22 protein-coding genes are annotated in these 26,320 nt (G+C 61.2%); 12 read left to right on the top strand and 10 right to left on the bottom strand.

Going from position 1 to position 26,320, the window contains the following annotated elements:
- The first annotated feature begins 257 nt into the window (after positions 1-257).
- Positions 258-1,553 carry a glycine-betaine demethylase subunit GbcA gene (gbcA, locus tag CIB54_RS11795; protein ID WP_065949497.1) on the top strand — a complete coding sequence of 432 codons (1,296 nt, stop codon included), beginning with the start codon at positions 258-260 and terminating at the stop codon, positions 1,551-1,553.
- Between the two features lie 838 nt (positions 1,554-2,391).
- Here the strand turns inward: gbcA and CIB54_RS11790 are convergent.
- The 6 genes from CIB54_RS11790 to CIB54_RS11765 all read right to left on the bottom strand — a co-directional run bounded on the left by CIB54_RS11790 (position 2,392) and on the right by CIB54_RS11765 (position 10,130).
- A complete protein-coding gene (locus CIB54_RS11790; RefSeq protein WP_101219921.1) occupies positions 2,392-3,162 on the bottom strand; it encodes an electron transfer flavoprotein subunit beta in 771 nt (256 codons plus the stop codon).
- Between the two features lie 10 nt (positions 3,163-3,172).
- On the bottom strand, positions 3,173-4,393 hold the full coding sequence (locus CIB54_RS11785; protein ID WP_101219870.1) for an electron transfer flavoprotein subunit alpha: 1,221 nt from the start codon (positions 4,391-4,393) through the stop codon (positions 3,173-3,175).
- On the bottom strand, positions 4,393-6,336 hold the full coding sequence (gene dgcB, locus CIB54_RS11780; protein WP_101219869.1) for a dimethylglycine demethylation protein DgcB: 1,944 nt from the start codon (positions 6,334-6,336) through the stop codon (positions 4,393-4,395). The genes CIB54_RS11785 and dgcB overlap by 1 nt, the downstream gene beginning before the upstream one ends.
- A gap of 157 nt (positions 6,337-6,493) precedes the next feature.
- Entirely contained in the window at positions 6,494-8,554 is a 2,061-nt protein-coding gene (gene dgcA / locus CIB54_RS11775; protein WP_101219868.1) for a dimethylglycine demethylation protein DgcA, read from the bottom strand.
- A 15-nt stretch (positions 8,555-8,569) separates the two neighbouring features.
- The gene (locus CIB54_RS11770; RefSeq protein WP_101219867.1) at positions 8,570-9,100 is read right to left on the bottom strand and encodes a DUF5943 domain-containing protein; all 531 of its coding nucleotides are present in this window, start codon (positions 9,098-9,100) and stop codon (positions 8,570-8,572) included.
- A 52-nt stretch (positions 9,101-9,152) separates the two neighbouring features.
- Entirely contained in the window at positions 9,153-10,130 is a 978-nt protein-coding gene (locus CIB54_RS11765) for a dipeptidase (RefSeq protein WP_010207105.1), read from the bottom strand.
- A gap of 219 nt (positions 10,131-10,349) precedes the next feature.
- Here CIB54_RS11765 and CIB54_RS11760 point away from each other — a divergent pair, with 219 nt between their 5' ends.
- Positions 10,350-10,751, top strand: a complete 402-nt coding sequence (locus CIB54_RS11760; RefSeq protein WP_065885435.1) for a lysozyme inhibitor LprI family protein — start codon at positions 10,350-10,352, stop codon at positions 10,749-10,751.
- 40 nt (positions 10,752-10,791) lie between these two features.
- Positions 10,792-11,208 carry a DUF3010 family protein gene (locus CIB54_RS11755; protein WP_101219866.1) on the top strand — a complete coding sequence of 139 codons (417 nt, stop codon included), beginning with the start codon at positions 10,792-10,794 and terminating at the stop codon, positions 11,206-11,208.
- Between the two features lie 392 nt (positions 11,209-11,600).
- On the opposite strand, the gene CIB54_RS11745 is transcribed toward CIB54_RS11755, so the two are convergent.
- Complete coding sequence (locus tag CIB54_RS11745) at positions 11,601-12,545, bottom strand: GlxA family transcriptional regulator (protein ID WP_065949525.1); 945 nt, start codon at positions 12,543-12,545, stop codon at positions 11,601-11,603.
- Positions 12,546-12,738: 193 nt separating this feature from the next.
- On the opposite strand from CIB54_RS11745, the gene CIB54_RS11740 reads away from it, so the two are divergent.
- The 5 genes from CIB54_RS11740 (at position 12,739) to CIB54_RS11720 (ending at position 16,709) form a co-directional block, all read left to right on the top strand.
- Positions 12,739-13,683, top strand: a complete 945-nt coding sequence (locus CIB54_RS11740; RefSeq protein WP_101219864.1) for a choline ABC transporter substrate-binding protein — start codon at positions 12,739-12,741, stop codon at positions 13,681-13,683.
- 74 nt (positions 13,684-13,757) lie between these two features.
- Positions 13,758-14,645 (top strand): 3-dehydrocarnitine:acetyl-CoA trimethylamine transferase CdhC, encoded by an 888-nt coding sequence (locus CIB54_RS11735; protein ID WP_101219863.1) that lies wholly within the window; start codon positions 13,758-13,760, stop codon positions 14,643-14,645.
- A 63-nt stretch (positions 14,646-14,708) separates the two neighbouring features.
- Positions 14,709-15,674, top strand: coding sequence for an L-carnitine dehydrogenase (locus tag CIB54_RS11730; RefSeq protein WP_101219862.1), 966 nt, complete (start codon positions 14,709-14,711; stop codon positions 15,672-15,674).
- 54 nt (positions 15,675-15,728) lie between these two features.
- Positions 15,729-16,220, top strand: coding sequence for a thioesterase family protein (locus CIB54_RS11725; protein ID WP_101219861.1), 492 nt, complete (start codon positions 15,729-15,731; stop codon positions 16,218-16,220).
- 225 nt (positions 16,221-16,445) lie between these two features.
- Positions 16,446-16,709 (top strand): hypothetical protein, encoded by a 264-nt coding sequence (locus CIB54_RS11720; protein ID WP_065949487.1) that lies wholly within the window; start codon positions 16,446-16,448, stop codon positions 16,707-16,709.
- Between the two features lie 88 nt (positions 16,710-16,797).
- Here the strand turns inward: CIB54_RS11720 and CIB54_RS11715 are convergent, their stop codons facing one another.
- The gene (locus CIB54_RS11715; RefSeq protein WP_065949486.1) at positions 16,798-17,901 is read right to left on the bottom strand and encodes a choline metabolism transcriptional regulator GbdR; all 1,104 of its coding nucleotides are present in this window, start codon (positions 17,899-17,901) and stop codon (positions 16,798-16,800) included.
- A 491-nt stretch (positions 17,902-18,392) separates the two neighbouring features.
- Positions 18,393-19,769: an L-serine ammonia-lyase gene (locus CIB54_RS11710; RefSeq protein ID WP_101219860.1), complete on the bottom strand. Its 1,377-nt coding sequence runs from the start codon at positions 19,767-19,769 to the stop codon at positions 18,393-18,395.
- A gap of 417 nt (positions 19,770-20,186) precedes the next feature.
- On the opposite strand from CIB54_RS11710, the gene CIB54_RS11705 reads away from it, so the two are divergent.
- The 3 genes from CIB54_RS11705 (at position 20,187) to choV (ending at position 23,224) form a co-directional block, all read left to right on the top strand.
- Positions 20,187-21,134 (top strand): choline ABC transporter substrate-binding protein, encoded by a 948-nt coding sequence (locus tag CIB54_RS11705; protein WP_065949484.1) that lies wholly within the window; start codon positions 20,187-20,189, stop codon positions 21,132-21,134.
- Positions 21,135-21,203: 69 nt separating this feature from the next.
- Entirely contained in the window at positions 21,204-22,049 is an 846-nt protein-coding gene (gene choW / locus CIB54_RS11700; RefSeq protein WP_003194913.1) for a choline ABC transporter permease subunit, read from the top strand.
- A complete protein-coding gene (gene choV, locus CIB54_RS11695; RefSeq protein WP_065949483.1) occupies positions 22,046-23,224 on the top strand; it encodes a choline ABC transporter ATP-binding protein in 1,179 nt (392 codons plus the stop codon). The genes choW and choV overlap by 4 nt, the downstream gene beginning before the upstream one ends.
- 118 nt (positions 23,225-23,342) lie before the next feature.
- On the opposite strand, the gene CIB54_RS11690 is transcribed toward choV, so the two are convergent.
- Complete coding sequence (locus CIB54_RS11690; protein ID WP_232790546.1) at positions 23,343-25,277, bottom strand: BCCT family transporter; 1,935 nt, start codon at positions 25,275-25,277, stop codon at positions 23,343-23,345.
- A 390-nt stretch (positions 25,278-25,667) separates the two neighbouring features.
- Between CIB54_RS11690 and betI the strand changes: the two genes are divergently transcribed.
- A complete protein-coding gene (gene betI, locus CIB54_RS11685; protein ID WP_010207128.1) occupies positions 25,668-26,261 on the top strand; it encodes a transcriptional regulator BetI in 594 nt (197 codons plus the stop codon).
- Positions 26,262-26,320 lie beyond the last annotated feature (59 nt).

Here is a 26,320-nt window from a genome sequence, read left to right as displayed (position 1 = left end):
CCTTATGGTGGCGATTCTGCGTAACGCGCGAATCGCCCATTTACCTATCTGCGACATTCACATACTTACCGCGACCAGCCCCCAACGACAGGGGCTTGCGCGTCGGGATCAGATTGGGCCATGTCGCCCATGGATAAGGTTCGACCCAACGCCGGGCCCACACTCGCTCCCAACAAAGACGCGTTCTTTACGCCTTGCTGCACACCTGATCAGCCACTATTCGCCGGCCACACCGAATGGCCATGAGGACATACACGATGGACGTCACCGCAACCTTAAGCTTGGGCGATCCGCTGGAACCCGCACGCAAGGCCACCGCGCACATGCTGCAAGAGCGCGAGCGCACCTTTTCGCTGCCGCAGCCGTTTTACTCTGATGAGCGGCTGTTCGATATCGACATGCAGGAAATCTTCCAGAAAGAGTGGCTGATCGCCGGCATGACCTGCGAAATCCCCACCAAGGGCAACTACCTGACCCTGCAGGTGGGCAAGAACCCGATCATCGTGATCCGTGGCGCCGACGGTGTGGTGCATGCGTTTCACAACGTGTGCCGTCACCGTGGTTCGCGCTTATGCACCAGCGACAAGGGCAAGGTTGCCAAGCTCGTGTGCCACTACCACCAGTGGACCTACGAGCTGGACGGCCGCCTGTTGTTCGCCGGCACCGAGATGGGCGCCGACTTCGACATGAAGCAGTACGGCCTGAAACCGGTGAACGTGAAAACCGCCGGCGGCTATATCTTCATCAGCCTGGCCGAGAACCCGCCGGCCATCGATGACTTCCTGTCGACCCTGAGCCATTACATGGAACCCTACGACATGGAGAACACCAAGGTGGCGATCCAGACCACCTTGTTCGAGAAAGCCAACTGGAAGCTGGTGCTGGAAAACAACCGCGAGTGCTACCACTGCAACGCGTCGCACCCGGAACTGCTGAAAACCCTGCTGGAATGGGATGACGTCACCGACCCGCGCGCCGACCAGGCGTTCAAGGATCATGTAGCCGCCTCCGCGGCCGCCTGGGATGCCGAGAAAATCCCTTACGCCCACGCCAGCTTTGGCCTGCGTAACCGCATCGTGCGCATGCCGCTGCTCAAGGGCACCGTGTCGATGACCCTGGACGGCAAGCAGGGCTGCGCCAAGTTGATGGGCCGGATCAAAAACCCCGATCTGGGCTCGATGCGTATCCTGCACCTGCCCCACTCGTGGAACCACTGCATGGGCGATCACATCATCGTGTTCACCGTGTGGCCGATCAGCGCCCAGGAAACCATGGTTACCACCAAGTGGATCGTGCACAAGGACGCGGTGGAAGGCGTGGACTACGACGTGGAGCGCATGCGCCAGGTATGGGACGCCACCAACGACCAGGACCGGCGCCTGGCCGAAGAGAATCAGCGCGGCATCAACTCCACCGCTTACCAGCCGGGGCCGTACTCCAAGACCTATGAGTTCGGTGTGGTGAATTTTGTGGATTGGTACAGCGAGCGCATGCTCAACAACCTCGGCGCGGCGCCAGCGCCTTACCTCAAGGGCGTGGCTGCGCACGAGTAACTGACACACCGTGGATCAAATGTGGGAGGGGGCTTGCCCCCGATTGCAGTGGTTCAGCCAGCAACTTTATTGGCTGATGCACCGCTATCGGGGGCAAGCCCCGTCCCACATTAAGAATCTGAGCTGTTCAAAATTTGAGCAACAATAGTCTAGCCCGCTGCGGCTGGGCGCTCCAGCCGTTACCCAACAACTTATCCACAGAGCCACCCACAGCAATTGTGGGCAACTGCCGGCTACCACCAAAATTAAATCAAGAAAATCCGTGACTTATTCAGAATCATGCATCTGACAAGCGCCTGATCGTTTTTTGATCAACCCACTGAAAGCCCCAGAATACGTGACCTGCAGCAGTACGCGAACACCTTATCCACAGAAGCACCAACAGACTTTGGGGGCAACTTTGCCCGCGCTGTGGAAAACCACCTCAAGGCTGCATATCTCGGGGCATACAGGGGTATTCAGCGGCGTATACGCGATAATTGATCATATTTTGATCGTATCGAGCAAAGCCTTTGTTTATAAGGCTCTCAGCCGACAGCGAACATCTTATCCACAGAAGCGCCAACAGACTTTGGGGGCAAGTCCAGGCGTCAGCCAAGGAAAAAACCGAATAAAAACCGCAAGTTAGGTTGGTTATTTTTCGTACAGTGGGCTGCAGGGCTTGATATACAGGGGGTGCAGACAACCGCGAACAGGTTATCCACAGGCAGATCAACAGCGATTGTGGGTAAACGCCATAACTCTGTGGGAGGGGGCTTGCTCCCGATAGCTGTGTATCAGTAACAGATGTACTGACTGGCACACTGCGATCGGGGGCAAGCCCCCTCCCACCAGGGGATCAGCGTACGACGCCTTCTTCTATGAGCAATTTGAGTATGGCTTGCGCGCCCTCTTCAGGACTTACGCCCTTGAGCACTTGCCCACCGCCCCCGCTGGCCTTGGCCGTCGCAGCCTTCATACGATCAGCGCCGCTCTTGGCCTTGATCACCTTGAGACGCTTGGGCCTAGGCTTGGCCGGTTGCAGCAGCGCGCCTGTGAATAACTCATCCTGTTCAATCTCGACGTCGTGGGCGGCAAGCTCGCCACGTTGCGCCGGGCCGTATGCACTCTGGCGTGGCTTGGGCGCAGCGTTATCCACCGTCGCCAGAAACGGCAAGCGGACCTTCAAGCGCCGTCGCTGGCCGCGTGGCAACGCCTGCAGCACATGGGCCACGCCGGCATCGATGGACTCAACCTGAGCCAGCCCCACAATCAGCGGCCAGCCCAGTTGCTCCGCCAACAGGAACGGCAGCATGCCCGAGCCCTCACCGGTTTCCGCCTGGCTGCCGGTGAGCACCACCTGGGCGCCGGCTTCGCGCAGATAGTCACTCAACACCGGCAACGCATCGGCGCCGGCCGGCTGCTCCAGCACATGCAGTTGCGCCAAGCCCATGCCCAGGTAGCTGCGCAGGGTCGGCTCGCTGATGTCGCCGGCGTGCAGCACCTGCAACTTATCCCCAGCCATCTGCAGGCCCAGCTCGACGGCACGCGCATCCTGTTCGGCACGGCGCGGGCGCCCGGAGGTGGGATGGGCGCCGATGGATACCAGGCTGATTACATTGGTTGTCATGGTCATGTCCCTAGGCTGCATCGCGCTTGGCGCCGTTGCGGTAGGGCTCGACCGCAGCGATCAAGGCGTGCAGAATCGCGGCGCTTTCGCCGATCACCGACAGGTCGGCACGCTTGATCATGTCGCAGCCGGGGTCGAGGTTGATCGCCACCACCTTGTCGCAGGCACCGATACCTTGCAGGTGCTGGATCGCCCCGGAAATGCCCACGGCCACGTATACCCGCGCCGTGACCCAGGTGCCGCTGGCGCCGACCTGGCGATCACGCGCCATGAAGCCATCGTCCACCGCGACCCGTGAAGCGCCTTCGGTGGCGCCCAGGGCGGCAGCGGTCTGGTGGAACAACGCCCAATCCTTCACGCCGTTACCGCCGGAGAAAATGAATTCGGCTTCGGCCATCGGAATCGCCGCCGGGTCCACTGCCACCGCGCCGAGGTCTTCGATACGCGGCAGGCTGCGCGCCAGGCTTGTGGATAACTCCACGGGCAACACTTCATGGCGCGTCTCGCTGACCGGGTCGGCGCATTCGGCGGCGGCGAGAATCAGGCGTGGCAGCGGTCGCGCCAGATCTTCCTGGCCCGCGCCGGCGCGACCGATACACGACTCGCCCGTGATCTGCCACACCCGCGTGGCCGGACGTTCCTTGAGACTGGCGGCAAAACGTCGGCCCAGTTCACCGCCACCGTTGCGGCTGTCGGGCAGCAACCAGTGACGCGGGTTGAATTGGTTATCCACAGCCCGCAGGCCCTGGACGCGTTGTTCCGGTGAATAACCGTCGAATTCGTGGCCTTCCAGCACCAGCAGGCGGTCTACGCCCGCTGTCGCAAACGCACTTTCCTTGTGTTCACCAAACACCACCGCCAGTACCGCGCCGTCGCTGCCGGCCAGTTGCCGCGCCAGGCCGAGCACATCGCGGTCGTGGCTGCTCAGGCGGCCGCCGACCATATCCGGCACCACATTGATGTAGAACGCCGGGGCCGGGACCTGGTGCAGCGGCAACTGCACCTCGACCGCCGCCGTACGCTTGGCCGCACCGCCCTGTTGCGCGCCGCTGCGGTCGATGCGCTTGATGCCGTTGGGGCCGATAAAACCCACACCGTGCACATTCTTGCGGATGACGCCGTTAGGCCCCATCCAACTCTGTTGCACCGGCTGCATCGCCGCGTGCAGCGGGTGCAGGCGATTACGGGCGATCCATTCGGCCCGTGGGTCGCGGCGGATAATGTCGCTCATCAATGCACCTCCGCAGGTTCACGTTTGGGGGGAGCTTTGGCCGGCGCGGCGTCTTCAAGCAACGCGTCGGCCACCAGCTCGGCGATGTCCTTGATCAGCGGGCGCGGTTCGACCACACCTTCGAGCATTGCGGTGCACTGCGGGCAACCCACGGCCACCAGTTCGGCGCCGGTTTCGCGGATATCGTCCATGCGCATATCCGGGATACGCTGCTTGCCGGGGATGTCAGTGATCGGTGCTCCGCCGCCGCCGCCGCAGCAGCGCGATCGAAAGCCCGAGCGTTGCATCTCCTTGACCTCGATGCCCAGCGCACGCAGCACTTGGCGCGGTGCCTCGTATTCACCGTTGTAGCGGCCCAGGTAGCACGGGTCGTGGTAGGTCACGCTGTTGCCTTTGTGCTGGCCCAGGTTCAGCGCGCCGTCGCCGATCAGTTCGGCCATGAAGGTGCTGTGGTGCTGCACGACGTAGTTGCCGTTGAAAGCGCCGTACTCGTTTTTCAGCACGTGAAAACTGTGCGGGTCGCAGGTGACGATGCGTTTGAAGCTGTACCTGGCCAACGTCTGGATGTTGCGCGAGGCCAACACTTGGAACGTCGCTTCATCGCCCAGGCGCCGCGCCACGTCGCCGCTGTCGCGCTCTTCAAGACCGAGTACCGCGAAGTCCACACCTGCCGCTTTGAGCACCTTGACGAACGCACGCAGGGTGCGTTGGTTGCGCATGTCGAAGGCACCGTCACCGACCCAGAACAGCACCTCGCAGTTGCCCTTGTCGCTGAGCAGCGGCAGGTTCAGGTCCGCCGCCCAGTTCAGGCGACCGCCCGGAGCGAAGCCGCCGGGGTTGTCGGTGGCGATCAGGTTCTCCAGGACTTCAGCGCCCTTGTTCGGCGTGGCACCCTTTTCCAGGGTGAGATGGCGACGCATGTCGACGATGGCGTCGACGTGCTCGATCATCATCGGGCACTCTTCCACGCAGGCGCGGCAGGTGGTGCACGACCACAACGTCTCGGCGTCCACCAGGCCGTTGACGATCGGCTGGTGCGGGTTGCCGGCGTGTTCACCAATCGGTTTGCCTGGATACGGGCTGCCGGCGAACTTGGCATCGGTGCCGCCGGCCAGGCCGACCACCATGTCCTGGATGAGTTTTTTCGGATTCAACGGCTGGCCGGCCGCGAACGCGGGGCACGCCGCTTCGCACTTGCCGCACTGCACGCAGGCGTCGAAACCGAGCAATTGGTTCCAGGTAAAATCCTTGGGTTTTTCCACGCCCAGTGGCGCGGTCTTGTCGCTCAGATCCAGTGGTTTCAAACCGGTGGAGCGGCCGCCCCCGAAGCGCTCGGCGCGGCGGTGCCAGGCCAGGTGCAGGGCACCGGCGAAAGCGTGTTTCATCGGGCCGCCCCAGGTCATGCCGAAGAACATTTCGGACACGCCCCACAGCACGCCCACGCTCAACAACGCGGCCAGCAGCCATCCGCCAAAATCGGCGGGCAGAATGCCGGCCACCGGCAGGGTCACCAGGAAAAAGCTCACCGAGAACGCCATCAGGCTTTTCGGCAGGCGCATCCACGGGCCTTTGGACAGGCGTGCGGGCGGGTTGCGGCGGCGCAGGTACATGAAGATGGCGCCGACAAACATCAAGGTCGAGGCCAGCAGCAAGGCGTAGCCGAGGATACGGTTTTGCAGGCCGAAACCATGCACCAGAATCGCCAGCAGCGCCGACAGCACAAAGCCCAATGCAGTAGCGACATGGGTGTTGGCGATGTATTTGTCGCGGGCGACCACGTGGTGCAAATCGACCATGTAGCGCTTGGGCATCGCCAAGAGGCCGCCAAGCAGGTCGACTTTGGAGGCGCGCCCACGGCGCCACATGTTCGCCCGGCGCAAAGCGCCAAGCACGGCGAGCCCCAAAGCGGCAAACAGGAGAATAGGCAGCAAGGTGTTCAACATGGTGAAGCTCCCAAAGACCACACAGGCCTACTGTGAAACTGGCCTTGAATGTGGGAGGGGGCTTGCTCCCGATGGCGGAGTGTCAGTTGATACAGCTGTAGCTGAACCACCGCTATCGGGGGCAAGCCCCCTCCCACATTTGACCGAGTTCACCTCATCAAAAGTCTTTGCACAGGCGCAGGGCGTCATAGATGGCGGCGTGGGTATTACGCTGGGCCACACAGTCACCGATGCGAAACAGCAAGTACCCCTCACCCGCTTCGCTCAGGCACGGCTGCGGCTTGATCGCGAACAGCGCTTCGACGTCGATCTGGCCCTTGTTGCGCGAACCTTCCTTGAGCCCGTAGTAAAGGGCTTCGTCCGGACGCACGCCGTTCTCCACCACCACCTGGTCCACCACCCGTTCCTCCTTGGCCCCGGTGTATTCGTTCTCCAGCACCGCCACCAGCTTGTCGCCTTCGCGGTAGACCTTTTCCAGCATCATGTCGCCGGTCATGATCACTTCCTTGGGGTACATGCTGCGGTAGTAAGTCGGGAACGACGTACCGCCGATGGCCACGCCTGGCTTGATATCGTCGGTGACGATCTCGACCTGGCAACCTTTGTCCGCCAGGAAATCCGCCACCGACATGCCGGTGAATTCGCAGATGGTGTCGTACACCAGCACGTTCTTGCCCGGTGCGACTTTGCCGTCGAGCACATCCCAACTGCTCACCACCAACCCTTCGGCAGCGCCCCAGTGTTCGTTCTGCTCGATGAACGGATGCCCACCGACGGCCAGCACCACCACGTCCGGGCGCAGGTCCAGGATGGTTTCGGCATCGGCCGCCACGCCCAGGCGCAGGTCGACTTTCAAGCGCGCCAGTTCCAACTGGAACCAGCGCGTAATGCCGGCAATCTGGTCACGTTGCGGCGCTTTCGATGCAGTGGTGATCTGCCCGCCGATAAGCTCTTTCTTCTCCAACAGGGTTACGTCGTGGCCACGTTCGGCGGCGACACGTGCAGCCTCCATACCGGCAGGTCCTGCCCCCACCACGACCACTTTGCGCCTGGGCCCGGTGGACTTCTCGATGATATGCGGCACGCCCATGTATTCACGGGAGGTCGCGGCGTTCTGGATACACAGCACATCCAGGCCCTGGTACTGGCGGTCGATGCAGTAGTTGGCGCCGACGCACTGTTTGATCTGGTCGATCTGGCCCATCTTGATCTTGGCGATCAGGTGCGGGTCGGCGATATGGGCACGGGTCATGCCGACCATGTCCACATAGCCGCCTTCGAGGATGCGCGTGGCCTGGTTCGGGTCCTTGATGTTCTGCGCGTGCAGCACCGGGACCTTGACCACTTCCTTGATACCGGCGGCCAGGTGCAGGAACGGCTCCGGTGGATAACTCATGTTGGGGATCACGTTGGCCAGGGTGTTGTGCGTGTCGCAACCCGAGCCCACCACGCCGATGAAATCGAGCATGCCGGTGTCATCGTAATACTTGGCGATCTGCTTCATGTCTTCGTGGGACAAGCCGTCCGGGTGGAACTCGTCACCGCACAGGCGCATGCCCACACAGAAGTCGTCACCCACTTCGGCACGTACGGCCTTGAGCACTTCCAGGCCGAACTTCATGCGGCCCTCGAAACTGCCGCCCCATTCGTCGGTGCGCTTGTTGACCCGCGGGCTCCAGAACTGGTCGATCATGTGCTGGTGCACGGCGGACAGTTCCACACCGTCAAGGCCGCCGGCCTTGGCGCGCTTGGCGGCGCTGGCGTAGTTGCCGATCACGCGCCAGATTTCTTCCGGCTCGATGGTCTTGCAGGTGGCGCGGTGCACCGGTTCACGTACGCCGGACGGCGACATCAGGGTCGGCCAGTTGAAGCCGTCCCAACGCGAGCGACGGCCCATGTGGGTAATCTGGATCATGATCTTGGCTCCATGCTTGTGCATGGCGTCGGCCAGGTTCTGAAAATGCGGGATGATGCGGTCGGTGGACAGGTTCACCGAACTCCACCATTCCTGGGGGCTGTCGATGGCCACCACCGACGAGCCGCCGCAGATCGCCAGGCCGATACCGCCCTTGGCTTTCTCTTCGTAGTACTTCACATAGCGGTCGGTGGTCATGCCGCCGTCGGTGGCATACACCTCGGCGTGGGCGGTACTGAGCACGCGGTTGCGGATGGTCAGTTTGCCGATCTGGATCGGCGCAAACATTGCTTCGAAAGCCATGGCACGGTCCTCGGCTTACAACGGCTTGACGGTGAACAGGCCGTCATCGTGGCCCTCTTCGGAGCCTCCGTAGACTTGCTCTGCAACAGTGCGAATCTGGCTGCCACGCGCCTGCAGAATCTGGTCCATGGCGCCGGCAAACCAGCCGGTGAACATGTAGTCGACCTTGCGCCCGACCTTGCCGTACACGTAGACAAACGCCGAGTGTTCAAGCTTGACGCTGGCGGTGCCTGTGTCGAGGTCGATGTCCTGGATCTTGAACAGGCCCCAGCCGCGTTGCGACAGGCGCTTCATGTAATGCTCGAACACCGCGACGCCTTCCAGGCCGTGGCATTCGGCTTCTTTTTCACACCAGTGCCAGGCGGATTTGTAGCCGGCCTTGTAGAGGATCTCGGCGTAGGCGTCGGCACCCAGTACGTCCTCGATGCCCATGTGGTTGTTGACGAAGAAATGACGCGGCACATACAGCATGGGCAGGGCGTCGGAGGTCCAGACACCGGTTTCGCTGTCGACTTCGATAGGCAATTGCGGGGCGATCTTGGCCATGGAAACTTAACTCCAGAAAAATTCGTGGTGGTGTTGCCGATAGGTGCCTGGCTTATTCGCCCCAGACGTCCTTCAAGACGTTGACCCAGTTCTCGCCCATGATCTTGCGTACCACGCGCTCGGGGTGGCCACGCTTGAGCAGGGTCTCGGTCAGGTTGGGAAACTCGCCCACGGTGCGGATGCCCAGCGGGTTGATGATCTTGCCGAAGCTGGTCAGGCGGCGGGCGTAGCCCTTGTCATGGGTCAGCATTTCAAAGAAATCCTGGCCATGGCCCTGGGTGAAGTCGGTGCCGATGCCGATGGCGTCTTCGCCGACGATGTTCATGGTGTATTCGATGGCTTCGGCGTAGTCGTCGATGGTCGAATCAATGCCCTTGGCCAGGAACGGCGCGAACATGGTCACGCCGACAAAGCCACCATGGTCGGCGATGAACTTGAGTTCTTCATCAGACTTGTTGCGCGGGTGCTCTTTGAGGCCCGATGGCAGGCAGTGGGAATAGCACACCGGCTTTTTCGATTCGAGGATGACTTCTTCGCTGGTCTTGGAACCGACGTGGGACAGGTCGCACATGATGCCGACACGGTTCATCTCGGCGACGATTTCGCGCCCGAACCCCGACAGGCCGCCGTCACGCTCGTAGCAGCCGGTACCGACCAGGTTCTGGGTGTTGTAGCACATCTGCACCACCCCGACGCCGAGCTGCTTGAAGATCTCGACGTAGCCGAGCTGGTCTTCGAACGCGTGGGCATTCTGGAAACCGAAGATGATGCCGGTCTTGCCCTGCTCCTTGGCCTTGCGAATATCGGCGGTGGTTTTCACCGGGATCACCAGGTCGCTGTTCTCGCGGATCAGGGTCTGGCTGGCAACGATGTTATTGATCGTGGCCTGGAAGCCTTCCCACACCGACACCGTGCAGTTGGCGGCGGTCAGGCCACCTTTGCGCATGTCTTCGAACAGGTCGCGGTTCCACTTGGCAATAATCAGCCCGTCGATAACGATGCTGTCGGCGTGCAACTCGGCTGGGCTCATCAGGCGTCCCCTTATTGGCGATTCATGCGCCGAATCGTCTGCCGGCGCTTTGGGGCCAGCATATGCCCAGGGACCGACGGAGCCGGGTGCAAAAACGACAGGGGAATTGCCGAAAGCGTCAATCCACGACAAAGGCTGTTAAGAGTGGTCTGACTGGCGGCTGTTCTTTGTCTTACGCTTGAGCCAGAATTCCCGCATCACCTGATATGAGACGGCGCAATGAAATCGATTTTCCTGGCTTTGGCACTCATCGCAACCGGCGTCCACGCGGCCGAAGACACCGACAGCACGCCGTGTGACGGCATCGAGAACGACCAGCAAACCCTGGAATGCGCCACCTACAACAAAACCACCGCCGAGCAATTGCTCAAGGACAACTATCAGGGGCTGCTGGAACGCATGGGTTCGACCTACGGCAGCGACAAGACCAAACTGGCGGACATTACCGCCCGTCTGAAGGACGCCCAGCAAAAATGGGAAAAACTGCGCGACGCCGATTGCGCGGTGGATACCTTCCCGGCGGTGACCGGCACCAAGGCATACGCGATTGCGCACAACGACTGCCTGGCGCGGATGAGTGATGAGCGGTCGGAGTTTTTGGAGTCGATTGGGCAGGAATAAGCGACAATCGCGCCACTTTTCTTCTGAACATAGGCTCTTCATGACTATCTGCGGCATTGAAATCAAAGGCAGCGAAGCCATCATCGCCGTCGCTTCGCTGGATAACCAGGCGCTGACCCACGTCGCCCTGACCACCAAGAAAATCGCCCTTGAAGACGATGATGAGGCCGCCAACGTCAAAGCCTTCGCCGCGCAGGTGAAGGCGTTCGTGCAGGCAAACGCCATCACCCGTATCGCGATCAAGAAGCGCAGCAAGAAAGGCGAATTCGCCGGAGGCCCGACGACGTTCAAGATTGAAGGGGTGTTTCAGTTGCTGGACGGGGTTGAAGTGACTCTGCTGTCACCGCAAACCATCAATGCGCAGAATAAGAAGCATAACTTTGATCTGCCCGCGACGCTGAACAAGTATCAGCATGAAGCTTACAAGGCGGCGTGTTCGGCCCTGCTGAAAAAATAAGCCACACCAAAATCTACTGTGGGAGGGGGCTTGCCCCCGATGGCGGTGTGTCAGTCACTTATGTGCTGCTGACCCACCGCTATCGAGGGCAAGCCCCCTCCCACATTGATCCGCGGTGCCTTTAGCTTCGTGTGTGGTGCGTTGAACAAGTATCAGCATGAGGCCTACAAAGCGGCGTGTTCGGCCCCGCTGAAAAAATAAGCCACACCAAAATCTACTGTGGGAGGGGGCTTGCCCCCGATGGCGGTGTGTCAGTCACTTATGTGCTGCTGACCCACCGCTATCGGGGGCAAGCCCCCTCCCACATTTGATCCGCGGTGCCGGCCGCTTTTATACCTAATTATGGAAACGACTCTAAATTATAGTCGCGCCTATAATTGGCTAAAAAACGATCAAACCACCTCCCGTCGCCGATCCTCCCTCGGACATTTGGCAAACCGCGCTCGATAGCTCCTGGTGAAATACGACGGCGACTCAAACCCGCAGGCTATGCTCACCTCCAGCACGCTCATGTCGCTCTGGCGCAGCAGTTTTCGGGCTTTTTCCAGGCGCAGGCCCAGGTAGAAGTTGCTCGGTGTGTCGTTCAGGTGCAGGCGAAACAGCCGCTCCAGTTGGCGCCGGGTGACCTTGATCGCCTCGGCCAAGGCCAGGGTGCTTAGGGGCGGCTCGGTGTGCTGCTCCATCTCGCCGATCACCTGCACCAGTTTCTTGTTGGTGATGCCGTAGCGCGTGGCGATCTGCATGCGCTGGTGGTCTTTGCGCGGGCGGATGCGGCCCAGCACGAATTGTTCAGAGACCTGGATCGCCAACTCAGGGCCATAGGCCTGGGCGATCAGGTCGAGCATCAGGTCGATGGAGGCGGTGCCGCCGGCGCAGGTGATGCGGCGGCGGTCGATCTCGAACAGCTCCTGGGTGACGCTCAGCTGCGGATACGATTCCTTGAACGCATCGATGGCTTCCCAGTGCAAGGTCAGACGATGGCCGTCGAGCAGGCCCGCTTCGGCCAGCACGCAGGCGCCGGTGTCGATCGCGCCGAGGGTTACGCCTTCGTGGTCAAGACGGCGTAGCCAGTGTTCCAGCGCAGGCGTGGCGAACTGCAGCGGCTCGAAGCCGGCCACCACCAATAAGGTCGCGCCTTTTTTCAGCGGCTCCAGCGCGGCATCGGCGTTGACCGACATGCCGTTGCTCGCCAGCACTGCACCGCCGTCGGCGCTCAATATGTGCCAGCGGTACAACTCGCCACGAAAGCGATTGGCCACGCGCAACGGCTCAAGGGCAGAGATAAAACCAATGGCCGAGAACCCCGGCATCAGCAAAAAATAAAAATCCTGGGACATGATGGCGCTCTCGTGGGACGACCAGCGTGGCACTGTGATACTCCCGTTCAAGGGCGGATTCAAGCGCGCAGGTCGCTGCAGTGCAAGAGCCGGTCGCCACTGTGCGTTTCGGCGCTGCCCAAGGGACGTAACTTGGCTGCACGGCGCACAAAGACGCCGGACCCCACAATAACGACCTGCCGAGGGCTCCACCATGAACCGACTGATCAGCCGTTGCGTGCTCGTATTCAGCGCCAGCGCCCTTTTGAGCACTCACGCCATGGCAGCGGATGCCGCTTCATGTCAGAACGTACGCCTGGGCGTGGTGAACTGGACCGACGTGATCGCCACCAGTGCCATGGCCCAGGTGCTGCTCGACGGCCTTGGCTACAAGACCAAACAGACCAGCGCTTCCCAACAGATTATCTTTGCCGGCATCCGCGACCAGCGCCTGGATCTGTTCCTGGGCTACTGGAACCCGCTGATGACCCAGACCATCACGCCGTTCGTCGACGCCAAGCAAGTCAAGGTGCTCGATAAACCCAGCCTGGAAGACGCCCGCGCCACTCTCGCCGTACCGACTTACCTGGCGGACAAGGGCCTGAAGACCTTTGCCGATATCGCCCGGTTCGAAAAAGAGCTGGGCGGCAAGATCTATGGCATCGAGCCGGGCTCGGGCGCCAATACCCAGATCAAGGCGATGATCGCCAAGAACCAGTTCGGCCTGGGCAAATTCCAACTGGTTGAATCCAGTGAAGCGGCCATGCTCTCTGCCGTCGACCGTGCAGTACGCCGCAAGGAAGCCGTGGTGTTCTTCGGCTGGGCGCCGCACCCGATGAACGTCAACGTCGCCATGACTTACCTCACCGGCAGCGACGACGCCCTGGGCCCGAACGAAGGCATGGCCACTGTATGGACAGTCACCGCGCCGGCCTACGCAGAGCAATGCCCCAACGTGCACACACTGCTGACCAACCTGACCTTCACCGCCGCCGACGAGAGCCGGATGATGCAGCCTTTGCTGGATCACAAAGACCCTATCGAGTCGGCCAGGCAGTGGCTCAAGGATCACCCGCAAGACCAGGCGCGTTGGCTGGACGGCGTGACCACTTTCGATGGCAAGCCGGCTGCGGCCAACCTTCAACTGACCCGTCAATAACCTTTTCCAGAACACCGCTTCGCGGCCCCGACCGGCTGCGAATGGCACCTCCACGCCTGTAAGGAACCTGCCCCATGAACCATGACGTCATCATCACCTGCGCACTCACCGGTGCTGGCGACACGACCGCCAGAAGCCCGCATGTGCCGGTCACTCCCAAACAAATCGCGGCCGCCGCCGTGGAAGCCGCCAAGGCCGGCGCGACCGTGGTGCACTGCCATGTGCGTGACCCGCATACCGGCACGTTCAGCCGCGACGTGGCGCTGTACCGTGAAGTGATGGAGCGCATCCGCGAGGCCGACATCGACATCATCGTCAACCTCACCGCCGGCATGGGCGGCGACCTGGAGATCGGTGGCGGCGAGACCCCTATGGAGTTCGGCCCCAACACCGACCTGGTCGGCCCGCTGACCCGCCTGGCGCATGTCGAAGCATTGCTGCCGGAAATCTGCACCCTGGACTGCGGCACGCTGAATTTTGGCGATGGCGACACCATTTACGTGTCCACCCCCGCGCAACTGCGGGCGGGCGCCAAGCGTATCCAAGAACTGGGCGTGAAGGCCGAGCTGGAAATTTTCGACACCGGCCACCTGTGGTTCGCCAAGCAGATGATCAAGGAAGGTTTGCTCGACGACCCACTGTTTCAGCTGTGCCTGGGCATCCCGTGGGGCGCGCCGGCCGACACCACCACCATGAAAGCCATGGTCGACAACCTGCCCGCCGACGCGGTATGGGCCGGCTTCGGCATTGGCCGCATGCAGATGCCGATGGCCGCCCAGGCGGTGTTGCTGGGCGGCAACGTGCGGGTCGGCCTGGAAGACAACCTGTGGCTGGACAAGGGCGTGCTCGCCACCAATGGCCAACTGGTTGAACGCGCCAGCGAAATCCTCAGCCGCCTGGGCGCACGGGTCATGACCCCGGCTGAAGGCCGCGTGAAGATGGGCCTGACCAAGCGCGGATAAACAATGTGGGAGGGGGCTTGCCCCCTCCCACAGGGGATCACCAAACTCTTTAGGAATGCACCCATGCGCTTTATCACGGAAATCAAAACCTTCGCCGCCCTGGGCAGCGGTGTTATCGGCAGCGGCTGGGTATCCCGCGCCCTCGCCCACGGCCTGGATGTCGTGGCCTGGGACCCGGCGCCCGGTGCCGAAGCGGCGTTGCGCAAACGCGTCGCCAATGCCTGGAGCGCCCTGGAGAAACAAGGCCTGGCCCCGGGCGCTTCCCAGGACCGCCTGCGCTTTGTCGCCACCATTGAAGAGTGCGTGAAAGACGCTGACTTCATCCAGGAAAGTGCCCCTGAACGCCTGGCGTTGAAACTGCAATTGCACAGCCAGATCAGCGCAGCAGCCAAGCCGGATGCGTTGATTGGGTCGAGTACGTCAGGGCTGTTGCCAAGCGAATTCTATGCAAGCTCGACCCACCCCGAGCGCTGCGTGGTCGGCCACCCGTTCAACCCGGTGTACCTGCTGCCCCTGGTGGAAGTGGTGGGCGGCAAGCGCACCGCGCCCGAGGCGATCCAGGCCGCGATCAAGGTGTATGAATCCCTCGGCATGCGCCCACTGCACGTGCGCAAGGAAGTGCCTGGGTTTATCGCTGACCGACTCCTGGAAGCGCTGTGGCGCGAGGCGCTGCATCTGGTCAACGATGGCGTGGCGACCACGGGTGAAATCGACGATGCGATTCGTTTTGGCGCCGGCCTGCGCTGGTCGTTCATGGGCACCTTCCTCACCTACACACTGGCGGGAGGCGACGCGGGCATGCGCCACTTCATGGCGCAGTTCGGTCCGGCATTGCAGTTGCCGTGGACGTATCTTCCAGCGCCCGAATTGACCGACACGTTGATTGACGATGTGGTGGCCGGCACAAGCAACCAACTGGGTAGCCACAGCATTTCGGCGCTGGAGCGCTATCGTGATGATTGCCTGCTGGCGGTGCTGGAGGCGGTGAAAACCACCAAGGCCAGGCACGGCATGACCTTCGCCGAATAACAAAATGTGGGAGGGGGCAAGCCCCCTCCCACATTCTTTACCGAGTACAGCCCCATGTCCGCATTAAAAACCTACACAACTAGAATCCAGCCCGACTGGGTGGACTACAACGGCCACCTGCGCGATGCGTTCTATTTGCTGATCTTCAGCTACGCCACCGATGCGCTGATGGACAACCTGGGTCTCGATAGCGACAACCGCGAAGCCAGCGGCCACTCGCTGTTCACGCTGGAGCTGCATTTGAACTACCTGCACGAGGTGAAGCTGGGGGCCGAGGTCGAGGTTCGCACCCAACTGATCGCCTTTGATGCCAAGCGCCTGCACCTCTATCACAGCCTGCATCTGCTGGGTGATGAAAAGGAGCTGGCCGGCAACGAACAGATGCTGCTGCATGTCGACCTGGCCGGTCCGCAGGCAACGCCGTTCACTGAGGCCACGCTGCACAAGCTCACCGCAATCAGCGCTGCACAGGCCGAGCTGCCACGGCCCGCCCTGCTCGGCCGGGTCATCGGTTTGCCAGCAAAAAAAGCCCCGATCCAGCCGTGACTGGATCGGGGCAGAGGTGCCTTGTGTGAGCCGTGCATCCCGAGGGTGACCAAACCGTCAAGCTGCGTGCCTGGAGGCAGTGTGCCTATTACTTGCACGGCCGAGTGACCCGAAAACGACCTGTTCATAGCCATCCGAGCCATTGCTCGATTCTGCGCTTGCCCACCGGCCGGGGGCCTACCAGAATCCAGCTCAATCACCGTTCCCTACACCAGGATAAACGTCATGATGCACGCGGATTTGATTGACCAGGATGACCTGCTGGGCCAACTGCGCTCGTTGGGTTTTGAAGTGTCCAGCGGTGCCACTGCCGAGCAGGCATGCGAGTGTGCGGTACGCGGTTTGAGCGAAGCGCGGGCCAAGGCGCTCAAAGGCATGGTGGAACAGATGTACACCGGCAAGGCGACGATTTTGCCGGCGGTGCGGCAGGCGATCGATAAGCAGTTGTTGCCGGCTTTGATGCAATTCAAGCAGAACTCCGGCGCCTGATAGATCGCTATCGGGGGCAAGCCCCCTCCCACAGGGAAACGCATTCCAAAGGTGGGAGGGGGCTTGCCCCCGATGCAGGCAACTCGGTTTAAAGCCGTACACTCGCGAAAGTCGACTCGTTCCTGGCCTGGCTCAGCGCCGACATCGGCCCCGACAGCGGTGACAGCACCAGTGCCTGCGGAATCGGCATCATCGCCACTTGCTGCGTGGTGTTGGAGCCTACGCGCTCGTCCCGTGGCGGAATGCCGAAGTATTCGCGGTAGCACTTGGAAAAATGCGGCGTGGACACAAAGCCGCACACCGACGCCACTTCGATGATCGACATCGGCGTCTGCTTGAGCAACTGCCGCGCACGGATCAAGCGCAGCTTGAGGTAATAGCGCGAGGGCGAACAGTGCAGGTATTTCTGGAACAGCCGCTCCAGCTGGCGACGCGACACAGCGACGTACACCGCCAGTTCGTCCAGGTCGATGGGCTCTTCCAGATTGGCCTCCATCAGCGCAACGATTTCCTGCAGCTTGGGCTGGTTGGTGCCGAGCATGTGCTTGAGCGGCACGCGCTGGTGATCCTGTTCGTTGCGGATGCGTTCGTACACAAACATCTCGGAGATGGCGGCCGACAGTTCACGGCCGTGGTCGCGGCTGATCAGGTGCAGCATCATGTCCAACGGCGCGGTGCCGCCGGAGCTGGTGAAGCGGTTGCGGTCGAGGGTGAACAGGCGGGTGCTCATGGCCACGCGGGGGAAGGCTTCCTGCATTGATGCCAGGCATTCCCAGTGCACGCTGCAATCGAAACCGTCAAGCAGACCCGCGCAGGCCAGGGCCCAACTGCCGGTGCACACCGCACCGAGACGACGGGATTGACGCGCCTGGCTTTGCAGCCACGACACGTGTTCGCGGGTGACGGTGCGCTGGATGCCCACGCCACCGCACACGATGACGGTGTCCAGGACCGGGGCCTTGTGCATGGCGGCATCGGGCGTGATCTGCAGGCCGTCGCTGGCCCACACCTGGTTGCCGTCGACACTCAGGGTTGTCCAGCGATACAACTCGCGACCGGACAGCTGATTGGCCATGCGCAGGGGTTCCACGGCCGACGCCAGGGAAATCAGCGTGAAATTGTCCAGCAGCAAAAAGCCGATGGATTGAGGCGCACGGTTCTGGGGTTGAGCCCCGGAGTTGGACGACGTCATCACAGTATCTCCTCACACAAAGCAGGTGATGGCCTCAGGCGAGGCTCTTGTTATTGCGCTCCTCCCTTGCAAGGGAGGAGGCTTTGAATTGATAGAGCAAATGCCATGCCTAAAATTGAATGGCCATTCAACAAATCCTGAAAACGACCTGTTGATGCGTCTATATGAGCCCGCGCATTAAACGCGGGATATAACGCACGGGGATGGGTGTTCAAAGGCTGTGAGCAGAACGGTAGCACTTGTGGGAAGGCGCTTTGCGGGTGTAGGAGGAGTCTGTCACCCAAAGCGCGGGGGACGGCTGGCGGTGGGGTAAATCGTTCGCAGGCTACTTATCTATTTGCGACGCGCTAAAAGGTGGCGGTTTTGGTTGGGGTGTTCACTTTGTGAGCAGTATTGAGCGGACTACCGCTATCGGGGACAAGCCCCCTCCCACAGGGCAACGCATTTCAAATGTGGGAGGGGGCTTGCCCCCGATAGCAGGCGACGCGGTCTCAGCACTCGACAGCACTGACCGCCAACCCGCCCCGCGAGGTCTCTTTGTACTTGTCATGCATATCCGCCCCGGTATCACGCATGGTGCGGATCACCCGGTCCAGGGAGATAAAGTGCTGGCCGTCGCCGCGCAAGGCCATCTGCGCCGCATTGATCGCCTTCACCGCCGCAATCGCGTTGCGCTCGATGCACGGCACTTGCACCAGGCCGCCCACCGGGTCGCAGGTCAGGCCCAGGTTATGTTCCAGGCCGATTTCCGCGGCGTTGCACAGTTGCTCCGGTGTGGCGCCGAGAATTTCGGCCAGGCCCGCGGCGGCCATGGCGCAGGCGGAACCCACTTCGCCCTGGCAGCCGACTTCGGCACCGGAGATCGAGGCGTTCTTCTTGCACAGAATGCCCACCGCCGCTGCGCCGAGCAGGTAGTCGACCACATTGGCCTCAGTCACTTCCTCACTGAACTTCATGAAATAGTGCAGCACGGCCGGAATGATCCCCGCTGCGCCATTGGTGGGTGCGGTGACCATGCGCCCACCGGCGGCATTTTCTTCGTTGACCGCCAGGGCGAACAGGTTGACCCACTCCATGGCACTCAAGGTCGAACCGATCACATTCGGCTTGCCCAGCTCCTGCAGGCTGCGGTGCAACTTGGCAGCGCGACGGCGCACATTGAGACCGCCGGGCAGGATGCCCTCGTGCTTGAGACCCTGCTCCACACAGTCCTGCATGGCGCGCCAGAGTTTCATCAGGCCGCTGCGGATTTCTTCTTCGCAGCGCCAGACCTTCTCGTTGGCCAACATCAACTCCGCGACCCGCAGGTTGTGGGTCTTGCACAGCTGCAACAGCTCTGCGGCGCTGGAAAAATCATAGGGCAGCTCGGTGCTGTCCATGTCGGCAACACCGCTGCGGGCCTGGGCTTCATCCACCACAAAACCGCCGCCTACCGAGTAGTAGGTGTCGCGGTGCAACTCGCCGTTATCCCCCCACACCACCAGGGTCATGGCGTTGGGATGGAACGGCAGGTTTTCGTCGAGCAGGCGCATGTCCCGCGACCATACGAACGGCACCGGCAAACGGCCGTCGAGCAGCAAGGTGTCGGTTTCGCGCAGCGTGTGAATGCGCACGCCGATCTGCGACGGGTCGATCGCGTCCGGCCACTCGCCCATCAGGCCCATGATGGTGGCGGTGTCGCTGCCATGGCCGATGCCGGTGGCCGACAAGGAGCCGTACAGCTGAACTTCGACCCGCTTGACCTGTTCCAACAGGTCGCGTTCACGCAATGCTTGAACGAACAACGCCGCGGCGCGCATGGGGCCGACGGTGTGAGAACTCGAAGGCCCGATGCCGATCTTGAACAGGTCGAAAACGCTGATAGCCATTAACGTGGAACTCCTCGATAAGCACGGGCCGGGCTTGAACGAGGTGCTACGCTCAGATCGCCCAGATGGCGGCATCATCAAGCTTTTGTTGCCGCTCACGGCGTCTCACACCGACGCACCCATGCTCACCAGCGTCGCTCGCGTGTAATGGCCTGTTTTGGGCGTTTTTTGCGGTGCAGAAGGGTAAAAACAGCGGTTTTACCTTTGGAAAAATCTGTAAGCGACGTCACCGACACTGGATGCGACCCTCCCTGTACTGGATACGACGCCCCCTGTAGGCGTCAGATTTTCACTGGTACATGATCAGTCTCGACTCGTTTGCAAGGCACCGTGCCAGAGCTGCCCGACGCACACTCCAATAGCAGCACTTATAAAGCGCGGCGAATGCCGCCAGAAAAAACACAGGAGTCTACCCCGATGAAAGGTTCACCCTCGTTGTTGTTGGCCGCCATGCTGAGTCTGCCGGTCATGGCGCACGCTGCAGAACCGGAACAGTGCAAGACCGTCAACTTCTCCGATGTCGGCTGGACCGACATCACCGTCACCACCGCGACCACCAGCGAAATCCTCAAGGGCCTGGGCTACAAGCCACGCACCACGATGATTTCGGTCCCAGTGACCTACAAGTCCCTGGCCGACGGCAAGAACATGGACATCTTCCTCGGCAACTGGATGCCGACCATGGAAAACGACATCAAGCAGTACCGCGAAGCCGGCACCGTAGAAACCGTACGCGCCAACCTGGAGAACGCCAAGTACACCCTGGCGGTGCCCGAGGCGCTGTATGACAAGGGCCTGAAAGACTTCGCCGATATCGCCAAATTCAAGGACGAGCTGGGCGGCAAGATCTACGGCATCGAGCCGGGCAACGACGGCAACCGCACCATCCAGACGTTGATCGACAAAGACGCCTTCGGCCTCAAGACCGCCGGTTTCAAAGTGGTCGAATCCAGTGAAGCCGGGATGCTCTCCCAGGTTGAACGCGCCTCCAAGCGCAACCAGGCCATCGTGTTCCTCGGCTGGGAACCGCACCCGATGAACACTCGCTTCAAGATGAAGTACCTGACCGGGGGTGACGATTCGTTCGGCCCCAACTACGGCCAGGCCACCATCTACACCAACACCCGCAAGGGCTACACCCAGGAATGCAGCAACGTTGGCCAGTTGCTGAAAAACCTGGTGTTCACGCTGGACATGGAAAGCACCCTGATGGGTAACGTCCTGGACGACAAGATGAAGGCCGACGCCGCCGCCAGGGCCTGGCTGCAGAAGAACCCGCAAGTGCTCGACACCTGGCTGGCCGGTGTCACCACGGTCGATGGCAAACCAGGACTCGACGCCGTCAAGGCTTACCTCGCCAAATAGCACCCGCTGACCCCGGGGCGGTGCGCTGCCCCGGGATGTTTCCCTCTTCGCATGTGGACATTCACTACCATGCTGACTGAACAGAAAATCCCACTAGGCCAGTACATCGCTGCCTTCGTCGACTGGTTGACCCAACACGGTGCCAACTACTTCGACGCAATCGCATCGACACTGGAAACGATGATCCACGGCGTGACGTTTGCGCTGACCTGGTTCAATCCGCTGGCATTGATCGGTCTGATTGCGCTGCTGGCTCACTTTATCCAACGCAAATGGGGCCTGACGGTGTTTGTCATCGCCTCCTTCCTGCTGATCCTCAACCTGGGGTACTGGCAGGAAACCATGGAAACCCTCGCCCAGGTGCTGTTCGCCACCCTGGTCTGCGTGGTCATCGGCGTGCCGCTGGGCATTGTTGCCGCGCACAAGCCGATGTTCTACACCATGATGCGGCCGGTACTCGATCTGATGCAGACCGTGCCGACCTTCGTCTACCTCATCCCTACCCTGACCCTCTTCGGGCTGGGTGTGGTGCCCGGGCTGATTTCCACGGTGGTGTTCGCGATTGCCGCGCCGATCCGCCTGACCTACCTGGGTATCCGCGACGTACCGCAGGAGTTGATGGACGCCGGCAAGGCCTTCGGCTGCTCGCGCCGCCAGTTGCTCTCGCGCATTGAACTGCCCCACGCCATGCCGAGCATTGCCGCCGGCATTACCCAATGCATCATGCTGTCGTTGTCGATGGTGGTGATCGCGGCGCTGGTGGGTGCCGACGGCCTCGGCAAGCCGGTGGTCAACGCACTGAACACGGCCGATATCGCCCTGGGCTTTGAAGCGGGCCTGGCAATCGTGTTGCTGGCCATCATGCTCGACCGTATCTGCAAACAACCCGACGCCAAAGTAGGGGGTGATGCATGAGCATTATCCGATTCGACAAAGTCGACGTGATCTTCTCCAAAGACCCACGCGAAGCGCTCAAGCTGCTGGACCAGGGCATGAGCCGTAACGAAATCCTGAAAAAGACCGGGCAGATTGTCGGCGTTGAAAACGCCAGCCTGGATATCGAGAAAGGCGAGATCTGTGTACTGATGGGCCTGTCGGGCTCCGGCAAATCGAGCCTGCTGCGCTGCATCAACGGCCTCAACACGGTCAGCCGTGGCCAACTGTTTGTGGAGCATGAAGGTCGCCAGATCGACATCGCCTCCTGCACGCCGGCCGAGCTGAAAATGATGCGCACCAAACGCATCGCCATGGTGTTCCAGAAGTTCGCCCTGATGCCCTGGCTGACGGTGCGCGAGAACATCAGCTTCGGCCTGGAAATGCAGGGCCGCCCGGAAAAGGAGCGGCGCACGCTGGTCGATGAAAAACTCGAACTGGTGGGCCTGACCCAATGGCGCAACAAGAAGCCGGACGAGCTGTCCGGCGGCATGCAACAGCGCGTCGGCCTGGCCCGAGCGTTGGCGATGGACGCCGATATCCTGCTGATGGACGAACCCTTCTCCGCCCTCGACCCTTTGATTCGCCAAGGCCTGCAGGATGAACTGCTGGAACTGCAGCGCAAGCTGAGCAAGACCATCGTGTTCGTCAGCCACGACCTCGACGAAGCCCTCAAGCTGGGCAGCCGCATCGCGATCATGAAAGACGGCAAGATCATCCAGTACAGCGTGCCCGAAGAGATCGTGCTGAACCCGGCGGACGACTATGTGCGTACCTTCGTTGCCCACACCAACCCGCTGAACGTGCTGTGCGGCCGCAGCCTGATGCGCACTGTGGATAACTGCACCCACGTCAACGGCTCGATCAGCCTGGACCCGGGCGGTGACTCGTGGCTTGACCTGACTGAAGGCAACGTCATCAAGGGCGCTCGCCAGAATGGCACGCCGTTGAACCTGCAGAACTGGGCGCCGGGGCAACCGGTGGAAGGTTTGGGCCGGGCGCCGACGTTGGTGGACTCGAATATCGGCATGCGTGATGCGTTGCAGATTCGGTATCACACCGGGAATAAGTTGGTGTTGCAGGACAATGACAAGGTGGTGGGGATTCTGGGGGACAGTGAGCTCTACCATGCCCTGCTGGGCAAGAACCTCGGTTAAGCCAATACCGCAAACAGCTGTAGAAACTCGGTCAATGTGGGAGCCAGCTCCCACATTTGATCTTTGTTCCAACAGTGAAACCGGTGGTGTCAGTGAGGACACCACCACGCTTCAACGATCAGCTATAGACCCGGCCAAGGAGCTGCCGATGGCTTTCAAACTGATCGAGCACATCCCGGGTGATCTGCTCCTGGGTGAAGCCCATCAGGTCGTATTCCTGAGGCCCGTTGTGCAGGTAGACCTCGGCACGGTAGTAACGCGTGCGTTCTTCTTCAGGCAGATCATTGGGCGCCGAAGAATATGCATCCAGGCTGACTTCGTAGACAAACGGGTTGCCCTCCTCCATCTCGATCCGCACACCGATGCAGCGCTTGGATTTGCCCAGCAGCGTCTGCACTTCCAGCCCCTGCTCACGCAACGCAGTCGCGGCCTCTTCCAGTGCCGGCGTTACGTGCTTGTCCATGAAGCGTTGCACGGTGCCCTGGCTCGGTTGCAGGTCCAACGCGGTCAAACGCTCGCTGAAGCCGCGACGCCCGCGTTCAGCCAGTTGCGCCTGCTCCTGTTCGATCGCCACGTCCTGGCGCATGGCCTTGTGCAAACCGAACATAAAGAAGATCAGCACCACCGAGAACGGCAGCCCCGCCAGCACCACCATGGTCTGCATGGCTTCGAAGTTGCCGGCGAACAGCAGGCCGATGGTCACCAGGGTGATCACCGCCGACCAGAAGATGCGCAGCCAGTGCGGCGCATCTTCATCCACGTTGCCGCCGGTGCACGACAGGTTGGCCATCATCACCGCGCCGGAATCCGCCGGGGTCAGGAACAGCACGAAGCCCACGAAGATCGACACCCCGATGACGATCTTCGACGCCGGGTAATGCTCAAGCAACTGGTAGATCGCCATGGACGGCTGCTCCAGCGCGGTCTTGCCCAGCTCCACCGCGCCATGGTTCAGCACCAGGTCCAACGCCGAGTTGCCGAAGATCGACAACCACGCCAGGGTGAAGCCCAGCGGGATCAGCAGCACGCCGGCCACCAGTTCACGCACGGTGCGGCCACGGGAAATACGCGCAATGAACATGCCCACGAAGGGCGCCCAGGAAATCCACCAGGCCCAGTAGAACAGGGTCCACAGGCCCATCCAGCGCTCGGTCTTGGCACCGTCGCCTTCATACACATACAGGTCGAAGGTCTTGAGCACTATACCGTTGAGGTAATCACCGGTGTTCTGCACCAGGCCGTTGAGCAAGTGCAGGGTGGGGCCGAACAGCAGCACGAAGATCAGCAACCCACTGAACAAGACGATGTTGAGGTTGGACAGGCGACGAATGCCGTTCTCCACGCCCGACACCGCAGCGATGGTCGCCACGGTGCTCATCACGATGATCACGATCAACAGGTTGGTGTTGCTGTGCGCCATGCCGAACAGGTTTTCCAGCCCCGACGACACCTGCATCGAGCCAATCCCCAGGTTGGTCACCAGGCCGAGCAAGGTCACGAACATGCCGAAACCGTCCACCGCGTGGCCGGCCGCGCCTTTTACCCAGCGCTCGCCCACCAGCGGGTACAGCGCCGAACGCAAGGCCAGCGGCTGATTATGGCGGTACGCGAAGTACGCCACGGCCAGGCCGACCAGCGCATAGATCGCCCAGCCATGCAGGCCCCAGTGCAGGAAGGTCAGTTGCAAGGCCTGACGTGCCGCGCCATTGCTGGCGGCCGCGCCTTCGGGCGGGTTGAAGTAATGATCCAGGGGCTCGGAGGCGCCGAAGTACAGCAGCGAAATGCCGATGCCCGACGAGAACAGCATCCCGGCCCAGGCGCCATAGCTGAAGTCCGGCGTGTCGTCCTTGCTGCCCAGTTTCAACTTGCCATAGGACGAAAACGCCAGACCGACCACAAACACCAGGTAGGCGGCGATGACCACCATGTAGTACCAGCCGAAGCTTTTCGACAGCCAGGCCTGGGCGACGCCGAGCATGCGCCCGGCCTCCTGCGGGGCGATGATCAGAATGGCGGTCAACAACAGAATCAGCGCGGTGGAGGTGTAAAACACCCAACCGTTGACCCGCACCTTTTGCGGCGGGGTCTTTATAAGAGAGGCAGAACTCATGGCGCAGATGCTCCGGGCAGTGCGAGAGAGAAACACAAGGCAACGGTTATCCCGGGACATCGATTTTTCGGCAGTCGACGGACGGGTGTTATAAAGACATCCCGAAAATCCCGAACCCCGCCAAAGCGCGGCCCAGGCCCTGATACGGCCTGTTTCAGGGGTTTTAGCAGGTGTCAGAGGTCGCGGCTCCCAGGTAGGAAATATCTGTAGGCAGCGACCATTTGTCGCAGAGCTTATTCTTTGTTGATTGAACGTTCAATCAAAACAAAATAGACTGGCCTTCAAGCCGACGGACGTGGATCGCCTGTCGGCAGGCCAAAGGAGAGGTGCTACATGCCCAAGGTCGGTATGCAACCCATACGCCGCCAGCAGTTGATCGAAGCCACGCTGACGGCGATCGATCAGGTCGGAATGGGCGATGCGAGCATTGCGCTGATCGCCCGCTTGGCCGGCGTCTCGAACGGCATCATCAGTCACTACTTTCAGGACAAGAACGGCCTGATCGCCGCAACGATGCGGTACTTGATGAATGTGCTGATCGAGAACGTCCACGAACGCAGGCTTGCGTTGAAGGACGACAGCCCACGGGCGCACCTTCGGGTGATCATCGAGGGCAACTTCGACGCCAGCCAGGTCAACGGACCGGCAATGAAAACCTGGCTGGCCTTCTGGGCCACCAGCATGCATCACCCGTCATTGCACAGGTTGCAGCGGATCAACGATCAACGTCTGTATTCCAACCTGTGCTGCCAGTTCCGCCGAGTGCTGCCGCTGCCGCACGCACGCAAAGCAGCCAGAGGCCTGGCAGCCCTGATCGACGGTTTGTGGTTGCGCGGTGCCCTGTCGGGAGACGCTTTCGACACGGAACAGGCGCAACGGATCGCTTACGAATACATGGATTTCCAATTGGCCAAGCAGGTGAGTTAGAGCACACATAACCGCTCAACCCCTGAACTGCTGCCGCAGAGTGTTGCCACACCCATATG

The sequence above is a fragment of the Pseudomonas fluorescens genome, assembly GCF_002837185.1.
In the GTDB taxonomy this organism is placed as follows: Bacteria; Pseudomonadota; Gammaproteobacteria; order Pseudomonadales; family Pseudomonadaceae; genus Aquipseudomonas; species Aquipseudomonas fluorescens_AM.
This window is presented reverse-complemented; position numbering and strand designations above follow the sequence as displayed.

Bases quoted from the DNA above. Each gene is read 5' to 3' on its own strand.
- gbcA (WP_065949497.1), top strand. From the start codon at position 258: ATGGACGTCACCGCAACCTTAAGCTTGGGCGATCCGCTGGAACCCGCA.
- CIB54_RS11790 (WP_101219921.1), bottom strand. From the start codon at position 3,162: ATGACAACCAATGTAATCAGCCTGGTATCCATCGGCGCCCATCCCACC.
- CIB54_RS11785 (WP_101219870.1), bottom strand. From the start codon at position 4,393: ATGAGCGACATTATCCGCCGCGACCCACGGGCCGAATGGATCGCCCGT.
- dgcB (WP_101219869.1), bottom strand. From the start codon at position 6,336: ATGTTGAACACCTTGCTGCCTATTCTCCTGTTTGCCGCTTTGGGGCTC.
- dgcA (WP_101219868.1), bottom strand. From the start codon at position 8,554: ATGGCTTTCGAAGCAATGTTTGCGCCGATCCAGATCGGCAAACTGACC.
- CIB54_RS11770 (WP_101219867.1), bottom strand. From the start codon at position 9,100: ATGGCCAAGATCGCCCCGCAATTGCCTATCGAAGTCGACAGCGAAACC.
- CIB54_RS11765 (WP_010207105.1), bottom strand. From the start codon at position 10,130: ATGAGCCCAGCCGAGTTGCACGCCGACAGCATCGTTATCGACGGGCTG.
- CIB54_RS11760 (WP_065885435.1), top strand. From the start codon at position 10,350: ATGAAATCGATTTTCCTGGCTTTGGCACTCATCGCAACCGGCGTCCAC.
- CIB54_RS11755 (WP_101219866.1), top strand. From the start codon at position 10,792: ATGACTATCTGCGGCATTGAAATCAAAGGCAGCGAAGCCATCATCGCC.
- CIB54_RS11745 (WP_065949525.1), bottom strand. From the start codon at position 12,545: ATGTCCCAGGATTTTTATTTTTTGCTGATGCCGGGGTTCTCGGCCATT.
- CIB54_RS11740 (WP_101219864.1), top strand. From the start codon at position 12,739: ATGAACCGACTGATCAGCCGTTGCGTGCTCGTATTCAGCGCCAGCGCC.
- CIB54_RS11735 (WP_101219863.1), top strand. From the start codon at position 13,758: ATGAACCATGACGTCATCATCACCTGCGCACTCACCGGTGCTGGCGAC.
- CIB54_RS11730 (WP_101219862.1), top strand. From the start codon at position 14,709: ATGCGCTTTATCACGGAAATCAAAACCTTCGCCGCCCTGGGCAGCGGT.
- CIB54_RS11725 (WP_101219861.1), top strand. From the start codon at position 15,729: ATGTCCGCATTAAAAACCTACACAACTAGAATCCAGCCCGACTGGGTG.
- CIB54_RS11720 (WP_065949487.1), top strand. From the start codon at position 16,446: ATGATGCACGCGGATTTGATTGACCAGGATGACCTGCTGGGCCAACTG.
- CIB54_RS11715 (WP_065949486.1), bottom strand. From the start codon at position 17,901: ATGACGTCGTCCAACTCCGGGGCTCAACCCCAGAACCGTGCGCCTCAA.
- CIB54_RS11710 (WP_101219860.1), bottom strand. From the start codon at position 19,769: ATGGCTATCAGCGTTTTCGACCTGTTCAAGATCGGCATCGGGCCTTCG.
- CIB54_RS11705 (WP_065949484.1), top strand. From the start codon at position 20,187: ATGAAAGGTTCACCCTCGTTGTTGTTGGCCGCCATGCTGAGTCTGCCG.
- choW (WP_003194913.1), top strand. From the start codon at position 21,204: ATGCTGACTGAACAGAAAATCCCACTAGGCCAGTACATCGCTGCCTTC.
- choV (WP_065949483.1), top strand. From the start codon at position 22,046: ATGAGCATTATCCGATTCGACAAAGTCGACGTGATCTTCTCCAAAGAC.
- betI (WP_010207128.1), top strand. From the start codon at position 25,668: ATGCCCAAGGTCGGTATGCAACCCATACGCCGCCAGCAGTTGATCGAA.